The 11,519-nt window shown below is 68.4% G+C and carries 10 protein-coding genes and 1 riboswitch; all 10 genes read left to right on the top strand.

All coding sequences use genetic code 11. From position 1 onward, the window contains the following. Positions 1-5 precede the first annotated feature (5 nt). The 10 genes from AC5DRG_RS21450 (at position 6) to AC5DRG_RS21405 (ending at position 11,510) form a co-directional block, all read left to right on the top strand. On the top strand, positions 6-581 hold the full coding sequence (locus AC5DRG_RS21450) for a suppressor of fused domain protein (protein WP_491812182.1): 576 nt from the start codon (positions 6-8) through the stop codon (positions 579-581). Between the two features lie 97 nt (positions 582-678). Beyond that, positions 679-1,947, top strand: coding sequence for a cytochrome P450 family protein (locus AC5DRG_RS21445; protein ID WP_491812181.1), 1,269 nt, complete (start codon positions 679-681; stop codon positions 1,945-1,947). Between the two features lie 193 nt (positions 1,948-2,140). Further along, positions 2,141-3,067, top strand: coding sequence for a transglycosylase family protein (locus AC5DRG_RS21440; protein WP_491812180.1), 927 nt, complete (start codon positions 2,141-2,143; stop codon positions 3,065-3,067). A 197-nt stretch (positions 3,068-3,264) separates the two neighbouring features. Continuing rightward, positions 3,265-3,451, top strand: a riboswitch (cyclic di-AMP (ydaO/yuaA leader). Between the two features lie 3 nt (positions 3,452-3,454). Next, positions 3,455-4,135, top strand: a complete 681-nt coding sequence (locus AC5DRG_RS21435) for a transglycosylase family protein (protein WP_491812179.1) — start codon at positions 3,455-3,457, stop codon at positions 4,133-4,135. Positions 4,136-4,447: 312 nt separating this feature from the next. Continuing rightward, on the top strand, positions 4,448-5,734 hold the full coding sequence (eno, locus tag AC5DRG_RS21430) for a phosphopyruvate hydratase (RefSeq protein ID WP_491812178.1): 1,287 nt from the start codon (positions 4,448-4,450) through the stop codon (positions 5,732-5,734). 112 nt (positions 5,735-5,846) lie between these two features. Next, positions 5,847-6,323, top strand: a complete 477-nt coding sequence (locus AC5DRG_RS21425; RefSeq protein ID WP_491812177.1) for an FtsB family cell division protein — start codon at positions 5,847-5,849, stop codon at positions 6,321-6,323. 29 nt (positions 6,324-6,352) lie between these two features. Beyond that, positions 6,353-6,877: a DUF501 domain-containing protein gene (locus AC5DRG_RS21420; protein ID WP_491812176.1), complete on the top strand. Its 525-nt coding sequence runs from the start codon at positions 6,353-6,355 to the stop codon at positions 6,875-6,877. A gap of 130 nt (positions 6,878-7,007) precedes the next feature. Further along, positions 7,008-7,949, top strand: coding sequence for a Ppx/GppA phosphatase family protein (locus AC5DRG_RS21415; protein ID WP_491812174.1), 942 nt, complete (start codon positions 7,008-7,010; stop codon positions 7,947-7,949). A gap of 444 nt (positions 7,950-8,393) precedes the next feature. Beyond that, a complete protein-coding gene (locus AC5DRG_RS21410) occupies positions 8,394-9,797 on the top strand; it encodes an NAD(P)/FAD-dependent oxidoreductase (RefSeq protein ID WP_491812173.1) in 1,404 nt (467 codons plus the stop codon). Between the two features lie 213 nt (positions 9,798-10,010). After that, the gene (locus AC5DRG_RS21405) at positions 10,011-11,510 is read left to right on the top strand and encodes a VMAP-C domain-containing protein (protein ID WP_491812172.1); all 1,500 of its coding nucleotides are present in this window, start codon (positions 10,011-10,013) and stop codon (positions 11,508-11,510) included. Positions 11,511-11,519: the final 9 nt, after the last annotated feature.

Below are 11,519 nucleotides of genomic sequence, written 5' to 3'. Positions count from 1 at the left end.
TAGCCATGGCTGCTCTGGTCGATCACTTCGAATCGCGCCTCGGTCGGCTCGTCGGGGCCTGGTCGGCCGGTGAGCAGTCACCCGAGGGCACCCCGCAGGTCGGATACTTCACCGGGGGTGCCCTGGCGGGGATCCAGTCCTACGCCACGATCGGGCTGTACAAGACGCCTCTGTCCTCCCGGGTTTCGGGCCGCCACCAGCATCTCGAACTGCTGGCCTGTGGCCGCCCGGTGCCGGGGGACGAGGCGGGGCCCTGGCCGGGCGTACTGGAATGGGTCTCGGAGCGTCTGGTCGCTTCCCAGGAGGCGGTGCTGCGGGGGGAAGTGGTCCCGCTCCCCATGCCGCTGATCCCAGGGGGCACCATGACGGCCCTCTACGCCGCGCTCCCCGTCTACTTCGACGACGACTTCTCCTCGGTCGTTCTCGAGAACGACGTGGAGGTGTCCGTCGTGTGGCTGGTTCCGATCGGCCCGTCCGAAGCGGCGTTCGTCGGTGCCAAGGGATGGCAGGCGTTCGAGGAGGAACTGGTCAGGCAGGATCCGGATCTACTCGATCTCAATCGTGCCGAGATCGCACTCTGACGCGTACGTGACCTGATGTGAGGGGCGACATGCCCCGGGGGTTGGTGCGAGCCAGTGGCGTGGTGCCCGTCGGATCCGGCCCGGATACCGTCGAGGAGTGACCGATCAACTCCGCCCCGACGGCGCCCCCGAACTCTTCACCTGGGACTTCGCCACCAACCCCTACCCCGCCTACGCCTGGCTCCGCGAGCACGCCCCCGTGCACTGGACCAAGCTGCCCAGCGGCGTGGAGGCCTGGCTGGTCACGCGTTACGGCGATGCCAAGCAGGCCCTCGCCGACCAGCGGCTGAGCAAGAACCCCGCTCATCACGACGAGCCGGCGCACGCCAAGGGGAAGACCGGTATCCCCGGCGAGCGCAAGGCCGAGCTGATGACGCATCTGCTCAACATCGACCCGCCCGACCACACACGGCTCCGCCGACTGGTCTCCAAGGCCTTCACCCCTCGCCGGGTCGCCGAATTCGCCCCCCGCGTCCAGGAGTTGACGGACCACCTCATCGACCGGTTCGCCGAGCGCGGCTCCGCCGACCTCATCCACGAGTTCGCCTTCCCGCTCCCCATCTACGCCATCTGCGACCTGCTCGGCGTCCCCCGCGAGGACCAGGACGACTTCCGTGACTGGGCGGGCATGATGACCCGGCACGGCGGCGGGCCCCGGGGCGGTGTCGCGCGGTCCGTGAAGAAGATGCGCGGCTATCTCGCCGAACTGATCCACCGCAAGCGCGAGGCCCTCCCCGCCGACCCCGCCCCCGGCGAGGACCTCATCTCCGGCCTCATCCGCGCCTCGGACGAGGGCGAGCACCTCACCGAGAACGAGGCGGCAGCCATGGCCTTTATCTTGCTGTTTGCCGGATTTGAGACGACCGTCAACTTGATCGGCAACGGCACGTACGCCCTTCTCACCCACCCCGAGCAGCGAGCCCGCCTCCAAACCTCCCTCGCCGCCCACGACGCCGGCCTCCTCGAAACCGGCGTCGAGGAACTCCTCCGCTACGACGGCCCCGTCGAACTCGCCACCTGGCGCTTCGCCATCGAGCCGCTCACCGTCGGCGGACAGGACATCGCAGCAGGCGACCCCGTCCTCGTCGTACTCGCGGCCGCGGACCGCGACCCCGAACGCTTCGCGCAGCCGGACACGCTCGACCTCTCCCGACGTGACAATCAGCACCTCGGTTACGGCCACGGCATCCACTACTGCCTCGGCGCCCCCCTCGCCCGCCTGGAGGGCCAGACGGCGCTCGCCACGCTCCTCACCCGCCTCCCAGACCTCCAACTCGCGGCGGATCCAACCGATTTGCGCTGGCGCGGCGGCCTCATCATGCGTGGATTGCGCACTTTGCCTGTGGAGTTCACGCCGGTCCGTTAATTCCGTCCGGCGACTGCGCAGGGCCCCGCTCCGCCACCGCAAACCTGACAAACCCTCAAGTCTGTGATCTTCACGTGATCCTCGCGGCATTAACTTGTGACAAGTGATCGACTGCAGATACGTTCGCGTACCAGTGCGACGCCCCCGCTTCATCCGTCGCGCAGGTCACTGTTGCCTCCGGAAAGGTCCCCACATGCTCTCCGGGAACGGTCGTCACCGTCGCCCCCGTCAGGCCCCCGCCATCCTCGTCGCGGCCGGAGTCACCGGCTCCGCCATCGCGATCCCGCTCCTCGGGGCGACGGTGGCGAGCGCCGCCGACGGCACCACGTGGGATCGCGTCGCGGAGTGCGAGAGCGGCGGCGCGTGGAGTGCCAACGAGGGCAACGGGTACTACGGCGGCCTCCAGCTGAGCCAGGAGAACTGGGAGGAGTACGGCGGCCTGGACTACGCCCCGAGCGCCGACCTGGCCAGCCGCTCGCAGCAGATAGCCGTCGCCGAGAAGCTCCTCGACGACCAGGGTGTGGGCGCGTGGTCCACCTGCGGCCTGCTCAACGGGCTCAGCCAGGACTCGGCTTCGGCGGATGTCGACACGGGTGTCGCGGGGGACTCGTCCGACTCGTCGGATTCGTCCAGCTCTTCCGGTCTGTCCGACTCCTCCGGTAAATCATCTGATACGTCCTCTTCGTCCAGCGACTCCTCAAGCGACTCCCCGGGCGCTTCCGCCGACGCCGGCTCCACGGGCAACTCCGCGGACAACTCCACCAAGTCCGACAAGTCGCCTTCGTCTTCCGAGTCCGCGTCGACGTCCACCGAGAGCGCTCCTCAGGAAACGGACAGTTCATCCACAGGTGCGACGAAGGGTGACGAGTCGGGCAACTTCGAGCAGAGTGTCGGCTCTTCGGCCCTCGTCGACACGGGCGCGCTCGGCACCGGCAGGCATCGCGGCGCCAGTGAGTCGCGTGAGTCGTACACAGTCCGTGCCGGCGACTCGCTCGCGTCCATCGCCGACTCCCTTGACCTCGATGGCGGATGGCGTGCGCTCTATGCCGCGAACAAGAAGGCGATCGGGTCCGACCCGAGTCACATCTTCGCCGGTCAGACCCTCGATCTTGGTGTCTAAACGGGTTAAAAGCAGCGGGAGTTCGCGTCATGGTTCGCGCTGAATGTCCGGTTTGGGGAAAGTGTGGGATGAGTCTCAGAAGCCCTGATCGTCTTTGAAATTCCGGCGATCGCCTGTCTACGGTCGTCACCGCTCGTCAACACGAGCCCCGTCTGCCGCAACGCCGAGTCCTGCCAGCGGCCTACGGGAACAGTCGTCGCTCAACAGCGCCGTAGGCAGGAGCGGGGGACCCAAGGTAAGTGCCGGGCCCGGCAGTTGAAGCCTTCGAGGCTTCAGTGGCCGGAACCGGCTTGGGGTGAAGTCGTACATCGAAAGGTGTGCGGCCGGGCAACTCACACGGCCCGAACCCGACAGCTCACCTCGCAGGCGTCGGTGAGGGGATCAACCATGCTGTTTTCCGGTAAGGGCAAGCACCGTCGCCCGTCCAAGGCCACCCGCGTCGCCGCACTGGCCGGCGTGACCGGTGTCGCCATCGCTGCGCCGCTGATGGCGTCCGGCACCGCCTCCGCCGCCACCGCCTCCGAGTGGGACACCGTCGCCCAGTGCGAGTCCGGCGGCAACTGGGCCATCAACACCGGTAACGGCTACTACGGCGGCCTCCAGTTCTCGGCCTCCACCTGGGCCGCGTACGGCGGCTCCGCCTACGCCTCCACCGCCGACCAGGCCACCAAGGCGCAGCAGATCGAGATAGCCGAGAAGGTCCTCGCCGCGCAGGGCAAGGGTGCCTGGCCGACCTGTGGCACCGGCCTGTCCAGCGCCTCGTACACCGGCAGCAGCAGCTCCAGCTCCTCCGCCGACACGAGCACCGGCACCACCACTCGCTCGACCGAGCAGTCGGCCTCCCGCTCCGCCGAGCGCCCGGCCGCCAAGAAGACCGTGACCACCCCGACCGGCAAGAAGGTCAAGAAGGGTGACGGCGAGTACAAGGTCGTCAAGGGTGACACCCTCAGCTCCATCGCCGAGGAGCACGACGTCAAGGGCGGCTGGGCGAAGCTGTTCAAGCTGAACAAGGACATCGTCGAGGACGCCGACCTCATCTACCCGGGTCAGCAGCTCCACCTCAAGTAAGACCTAGCTGAACCACAGCGCCCTCACATCCGTGGTCCTCATACTGAAGGCCTCGTGAGGGTCACCCCCGTCCCCCACGAGGCTCCCCGCTCCGGTGCGTGTTCCCCCGTACGCACCGGGGCGGGGCTTTTTCTTGCGCCGACTTTGTACGGCCGTCTTTGTACGGCCGTCTTTGTTCAGTTCAGAAACAATTTACTCTCGGTTCTGTCCAGGGGCCGGTCCAAGCGGTGGCTGATCGCCCGGAGCCGGTTAGGCTCGGTCTCGCAGAACCCATCGCGGTCTTGCAGAGCCGCGTCACATCCCAAGAAGGAGATGCTCGTGCCGTCCATCGACGTCGTCGTAGCCCGGGAAATCCTGGACTCCCGAGGCAACCCCACGGTCGAGGTCGAGGTCGGCCTCGACGACGGCAGCACGGGTCGTGCCGCCGTCCCGTCCGGCGCCTCCACGGGCGCCTTCGAGGCCATCGAGCTCCGCGACGGTGACCCCAACCGCTACCAGGGCAAGGGTGTCGAGAAGGCCGTACTGGCCGTCATCGAGCAGATCGGCCCGGAGCTCGTCGGCTACGACGCCACCGAGCAGCGCCTGATCGACCAGGCGATGTTCGACCTGGACGCCACCGACAACAAGGGCTCGCTCGGCGCCAACGCCATCCTCGGCGTCTCCCTCGCCGTCGCGCACGCCGCCTCCGAGGCCAGCGACCTGCCGCTCTTCCGCTACCTGGGCGGCCCGAACGCGCACCTGCTGCCCGTTCCGATGATGAACATCCTGAACGGCGGCTCGCACGCCGACTCCAACGTGGACATCCAGGAGTTCATGATCGCCCCGATCGGCGCGGAGTCCTTCTCCGAGGCGCTGCGCTGGGGCACGGAGGTCTACCACACCCTCAAGGGCGTGCTGAAGTCCAAGGGCCTGTCCACCGGCCTCGGCGACGAGGGCGGCTTCGCCCCGAACCTGGACTCCAACCGCGCCGCCCTCGACCTCATCCTCGAGGCCATCAAGCAGGCCGGTTACGTTCCCGGTGAGCAGGTCGCCCTCGCGCTCGACGTCGCCGCCTCCGAGTTCTACAAGGACGGCAAGTACCTCTTCGAGGGCAAGGAGCGCTCCGCCGCCGAGATGACGGAGTACTACGAGGAGCTCGTGGCGGCCTACCCGCTCGTCTCCATCGAGGACCCGCTGTTCGAGGACGACTGGGCCGGCTGGAAGGTCCTCACGGACAAGCTTGGCGGCAAGGTCCAGATCGTCGGCGACGACCTGTTCGTCACCAACCCGGAGCGTCTGGCCCGCGGCATCGACGAGGGCGCCGCCAACGCGCTGCTCGTCAAGGTCAACCAGATCGGCTCGCTGACCGAGACCCTGGACGCCGTGACCCTCGCCCAGAACAGCGGCTTCAAGTGCATGATGTCGCACCGCTCCGGTGAGACCGAGGACGTCACCATCGCCGACCTCGCCGTCGCCACCAACTGCGGCCAGATCAAGACCGGCGCCCCGGCCCGCTCCGAGCGCGTCGCCAAGTACAACCAGCTGCTGCGCATCGAGGAGATCCTCGACGACGCGGCGGTGTACGCCGGGCGCTCGGCCTTCCCGCGCTTCAAGGGCTGACCCCCGTACGACCCGTACAGGGTTAAGGCTTAGCCAGTCGTACGTACGTCCCCGTACCCGGTCCCGTACCGTGTGCGGGGACGTACGCGCGTGTCGGGAACGGGAGTGAGAGATGGCCGTGAAGGACCGGGACCGTTTCTCCACCGCGACCAGGATCAAGCTGCTCGGCGAGCAGACCGCGGCCCGCGTCTACCGCTCCCAGACCAAACGGCAGGCCCGCCGCTCCCGGCTGACCGGCCGCGCCGCCCTCCTCGCCCTCGTCCTGTGCTCGCTGATCGTCGCCCTCGCCTACCCGATAAGGCAGTACGTCTCCCAGCGCGCCGAGATCGCCGACCTGCAGCGGCAGAAGCAGCAGGCCAAGGAGCGGGTGGAACAGCTGCGCGACCTCAAGGCACGCTGGCAGGACGACGCGTACGCGGAGCAGCAGATCCGGCTGCGGCTGCACTATGTACTGCCCGGGGAGACCGGCTTCACCGTCGTCGACCCGGACGCGGCCAAGCAGTCGCGCGCCGACCTCGGCGTGGCCGACCGTCCCTGGTACGCGAACGTCTGGGACGGGGTCGACAAGTCCGACGCGTCCGACCAGTGAACTGACTACAGAGAGTCTTTCGTACGAGCATGGAAACGCCTCCGCCTTCCACCCCGCGCACCGAGCCCACCGACGCCGATGTCGAGGCCTTCAAGCAGCAGTTGGGGCGTCCGCCTCGTGGGCTGCGTGCGATCGCGCATCGGTGCCCGTGTGGGCAGCCGGATGTTGTCGAGACGGCGCCTCGGCTGCCGGACGGTACGCCGTTCCCGACGACGTATTACCTGACGTGTCCGCGTGCTGCTTCGGCGATCGGCACGTTGGAGGCGAACGGGGTGATGAAGGAGATGACGGAGCGGCTGCAGACTGATCCGGAGCTTGCCTCGGCGTATCGCTCCGCGCACGAGGACTACATCGCGCGTCGTGACGCCATCGAGGTGCTGGAGGGCTTCCCCAGCGCGGGTGGCATGCCGGACCGGGTGAAGTGTCTGCATGTGCTGGTGGGGCATTCGCTGGCCGCCGGGCCGGGCGTCAATCCGCTCGGCGATGAGGCGATTGCGATGCTGCCGGAGTGGTGGGCGAAGGGGCCGTGTGTGGTGCCGGGCGCCGAGTCGTGACCGTGCGTCCGTCTCTGGGGGCTGCCGCCCCCAGACCCCCGGACGGGCTGAAGATGCCTGGGCCGGCGCTGAAAATCCGACGCCAGTCGGGCTGGGATTCACCGACCCCTGCTGAGAGGTAAGGACTGCCATGACCCGCGTCGCCGCCATCGACTGCGGTACGAACTCCATCCGGCTCCTCGTCGCCGACGCCGACCCAGAGACAGGTGAACTGGTCGATCTGGACCGGCGGATGACCATCGTCCGCCTCGGTCAGGGCGTCGACCGGACCGGGCGGCTCGCCCCCGAGGCGCTGGAGCGGACTTTCGCCGCCTGCCGGGACTACGCGGCGGTCATCAAGGAGCATGGGGCGGAGCGGCTGCGGTTCGTGGCCACCTCTGCCTCCCGGGACGCCGAGAACCGGGACGAGTTCGTGCGCGGGGTGATCGACATTCTCGGGGTCGAGCCCGAGGTGATCTCCGGTGATCAGGAGGCGGAGTTCTCCTTCACCGGGGCTACCAAGGAGCTCAAGGGGAGTGACCATCTCGCCAAGCCCTACCTCGTCGTGGACATCGGCGGCGGGTCGACCGAGTTCGTCGTGGGCGACGACCACGTCCGCGCGGCGCGCTCGGTCGATATCGGCTGCGTGCGGATGACCGAGCGGCACCTGGTGCGGGACGGCGTCGTGTCCGACCCGCCCACCGACGCCCAGATCGCCGCGATGCGCGCCGACATCGAGGCGGCCCTCGACCTCGCCGAGGAGACCGTTCCGCTGCGGGAGGCGCGGACCCTCGTAGGGCTGGCCGGGTCGGTGACCACGGTCTCGGCGATCGCGCAGAGCCTGCCGGAGTACGACTCGGTCGCCATCCACCACTCACGGGTCTCCTACGACCGCGTCCGCGAGATCACCGAGTGGCTCCTGCGGTCGACCCATGCCGAGCGTGCGGCCGTTCCGTCCATGCATCCGGGGCGCGTCGATGTGATCGCGGCGGGGGCTCTGGTCCTGCTCTCGATCATGGAGCGGATCGGGGCCGAGGAGGTGGTCGTGAGTGAGCACGACATCCTCGACGGGATCGCCTGGTCGGTGTCGTAGGTCTCCTTTGTTACCGATCGGTAGCCGTCGGTTGAGCAGGTCGGATAACGTATGAGCGCCCCTGAGGGGGGTTGCGACACCCCTCGGCGACGTGCTCTCGAAAAAGTTCGTGAAGTTCTTCACAAGGAATTCGGTCCGGTTGGGCGACGAATGGGTGCCGGTTGGCCCTTCCGGGGGATCAGCGGGTCTGTGAACGTGCTCAGTAGGGCGTGACGAGGGCGTTTCCCGTGGGTTGTGCGGGAGGGTGTTTCGGGGGTCTCACGCGGGGCTTCGTGGGACGGAGAGGCAGCTCACGCGGCATTGACAACGGGTTGCCCTACACCCTGGTTCCCCCGTCGCGCCATGACCTCCGTCACGCGGGTCGCGGAGGATAGCACAGGCTATGTCGAAGCTTGTGAAGGGGCGCACGAGCGACCCCTCTGGGGCGGGTGGATACTCGATGGCATGAGCACCACGGAGCGTCCCAGGATCCTCGTAGTAGGCGGTGGGTACGTAGGCCTGTACGCAGCTCGGCGCATCCTCAAGAAGATGCGCTACGGCGAGGCGACCGTCACGGTCGTCGACCCCCGGTCGTACATGACCTACCAGCCCTTCCTCCCCGAAACCGCCGCCGGCAGCATTTCGCCGCGCCACGTCGTCGTACCGCTGCGACGTGTGCTGCCCAAGGCGGAAGTCCTCACCGGCCGGGTCACCACCATCGACCAGGACCGCAAGGTCGCCACGATCGCCCCCCTCGTGGGCGAGGCGTACGAGCTGCCTTTCGACTACCTCGTCGTCGCGATGGGCGCGGTCTCCCGCACCTTCCCGATCCCCGGCCTCGCCGAGCAGGGCATCGGTATGAAGGGCATCGAGGAGGCCATCGGCCTGCGCAACCACGTCCTTGAGCAGCTCGACAAGGCCGACTCCACGACCGACGAGGAGATCCGCCGCAAGGCGCTCACCTTCGTCTTCATCGGCGGCGGCTTCGCCGGTGCGGAGACCATCGGTGAGGTCGAGGACATGGCCCGGGACGCGGCCAAGTACTACAACAACGTGTCGCGCGAGGACATGCGGTTCATCCTCGTCGACGCCGCCGACAAGATCCTCCCCGAGGTCGGCCCCAAGCTCGGCCAGTACGGCAAGGAGCACCTGGAGGGTCGCGGGGTCGAGATCTACCTCTCCACCTCCATGGACTCCTGTGTCGGCGGGCACGTCGTGCTGAAGAACGGCCTTGAGGTCGACTCCAACACGATCGTCTGGACCGCCGGCGTCAAGCCCAACCCGGTGCTCTCCCGCTTCGGCCTGCCGCTCGGTCCGCGCGGTCACGTCGACGCCCAGCCGACCCTCCAGGTCACCGGCACCGACTACATCTGGACCGCGGGCGACAACGCCCAGGTCCCGGACGTCGCCGCCCGCAAGGCCGGCGTCGAGAACGCCTGGTGCCCGCCGAACGCCCAGCACGCGCTGCGTCAGGCGAGGGTCCTCGGCGACAACGTGATCTCCGGCATGCGGGGCTTCCCGCAGAAGGAGTACGCGCACGCCAACTCGGGTGCGGTGGCCGGTCTCGGCCTCCACAAGGGCGTCGCGATGATCGTCATGGGCAAGGTGAAGATCAAGGTCAAGGGCCGCCTGGCCTGGTACATGCACCGTGGCTACCACGGGCTGGCCATGCCGACCTGGAACCGCAAGATCCGCGTCTTCGCCGACTGGACCCTCGCGATGTTCCTCAAGCGCGAGGTCGTCGCGCTCGGCGCCATGGAGAACCCCCGCGAGGAGTTCTACGAGGCCGCGAAGCCCGCGCCGGCTCCGGCCGCCAAGGCGGAGGCCCCGGCCACCGCCAAGACCGAGGAGAAGGCCAAGGCCTCCTGAACCGAGGCCCGCTGACCTCCGGTCACTGAACGCCCCGAAGGGGCCGCCCGCCATCCGTGGTGCGGGCGGCCCCTTCGGCGTCCCCGGCACCGCCCGGCCCCCGGCGAACCTGACCGACCATCACCGACCCGTACACCCAGGCGTGTTGTGTTGGATACGCTTCGTTGTTACGTGCGGCGCGGCCCAACGGGGGGTCGGGGGAGGGGGCGGCGCGTGGCCGAGAAGCTGGACGACATCGTGAAGCGGATCCGTCACGATGTCGTCGACTCCATGCTGGACATCGAGATGCTGTCCAACCCGGCCGCCAGGTCGCTGCTGCTGGCCGAGTTACGGGACGAGGTCGGACTTTCGCTGGAGCCGTCCGGGACCCTGTCCACCATGGCGTGGTGCAGGTCCCTCGTCCGGTCCTGCACCCAGGCCGGCGAGCCGTGTCTGCTGCCCGGCCTCGCCAACGCCCTGGACACCATGGATCGGGGCAGCTACCAGACCCTGCGGGTGCATCGGCTGGCCGACGAGTGCAACGCGGTGGTCGCACTGCCCCGGTTCGTCCCCAAGTGGGACTGGCTGCGGGAGCAGTTGAACGGCGGCCCGGCCGGCGACGTGACGGAGTTGATCCGATTCGCCACGGGCGACCGGGTGACAAAGCTGCCGGCGCACTGCGTCACCGTGTGGGACGCGTTCCTGTATCTGTTCGGGCAGGCCGCCCTGCCGGACGGGTTGCCGTCCTGGATGCTGCTGATGGCGCGGGTCTCGAAGTCGCTGACCGAGGCGCCGGGGCGCCAGGTGTTCGAGCTGACGCGGCGGACCGCGCGGGACCAGAGCCAGGAACTGGTGGTCATGCTGGACGGACTGCACCGGATCGCCGCCGCTCCGGCCACCAGCCCGCCGAACGCCACGGACTACCTCGTCATCGGCATCGACCCCGACAAGCGGTCCCCCGAGTGGTACACGGTCTGGTACTGGCTGTACTCGCCGACCGCCGAGGACAGGACGCCGTGGACCCCGGGACGGAAGGAGCGCAAGGCCCGGTGCGAGGATCTGGAACGCGTGGAGGATCTTGAACGCGTGGTCGACGAGGTGGTGTTGGAAGCCGAGGCCATCGAGGGCCTCGCGGGCCGTGGCGGGGACCTCCAGGTGGAGTTCGTACTGCCGCTGGAACTCCTCAACCTGCCGGTGCACTGGTGGATGACGGGGGACCCGGCATACCGGCTCGCCGCCCGCTACCTGGTCTTCGTCCGCAGCCTGGACCGGTTGCGCAACCACGGCTGGTACCGGGAGTGGCGCAAGCGCTGGCAACAGCTGCACGTCGAGCCGAACTCCACGCATGTGTTCCTCACCGCGGAGAACTTTCCCCAGGACGCGCGGGACCTGTCGCCGCTGGCCGCCCAGCTCAGCGACGAGCGGTACGTCGCCGCGATCCTCAGCGAGCCGCCGGAACCGAAACGGCAGCGCGGGTGGCACGAGGCCCGGGCCGCCCTCGCGTCCGGCCTGCCGGTGGTGGTCTGGCATCACAGCATGGACACGGACGCCCAGATCAAGAGGTTCGTCACCCGGCTGGCCAACGAAGGGCGGCTGTCCGACTTCCCCACCCGGGTGGCCGCCGCACGCCGGCAGAGTCTGGGGAGTTCCAGGACCCACATGACACAGCATCTGGCCGTGCTCTGGGACAACCCCGAGCGCAACCCCCTCGCCCCCGAACCCCCGCCCCTGTAACCCTGTGGA

It is taken from the genome of Streptomyces sp. JLBG701 (genome assembly GCF_058544905.1).
Note: the sequence above shows the minus strand (reverse complement) of the source record. Positions and strands in the feature narration are given on the sequence as shown.

What these genes read in the sequence shown, in the direction of transcription:
- AC5DRG_RS21450 (WP_491812182.1), top strand. Translation starts at nt 6, where the DNA reads ATGGCTGCTCTGGTCGATCACTTCGAATCGCGCCTCGGTCGGCTCGTC.
- AC5DRG_RS21440 (WP_491812180.1), top strand. Translation starts at nt 2,141, where the DNA reads ATGCTCTCCGGGAACGGTCGTCACCGTCGCCCCCGTCAGGCCCCCGCC.
- AC5DRG_RS21435 (WP_491812179.1), top strand. Translation starts at nt 3,455, where the DNA reads ATGCTGTTTTCCGGTAAGGGCAAGCACCGTCGCCCGTCCAAGGCCACC.
- eno (WP_491812178.1), top strand. Translation starts at nt 4,448, where the DNA reads ATGCTCGTGCCGTCCATCGACGTCGTCGTAGCCCGGGAAATCCTGGAC.
- AC5DRG_RS21425 (WP_491812177.1), top strand. Translation starts at nt 5,847, where the DNA reads ATGGCCGTGAAGGACCGGGACCGTTTCTCCACCGCGACCAGGATCAAG.
- AC5DRG_RS21420 (WP_491812176.1), top strand. Translation starts at nt 6,353, where the DNA reads ATGGAAACGCCTCCGCCTTCCACCCCGCGCACCGAGCCCACCGACGCC.
- AC5DRG_RS21415 (WP_491812174.1), top strand. Translation starts at nt 7,008, where the DNA reads ATGACCCGCGTCGCCGCCATCGACTGCGGTACGAACTCCATCCGGCTC.
- AC5DRG_RS21410 (WP_491812173.1), top strand. Translation starts at nt 8,394, where the DNA reads ATGAGCACCACGGAGCGTCCCAGGATCCTCGTAGTAGGCGGTGGGTAC.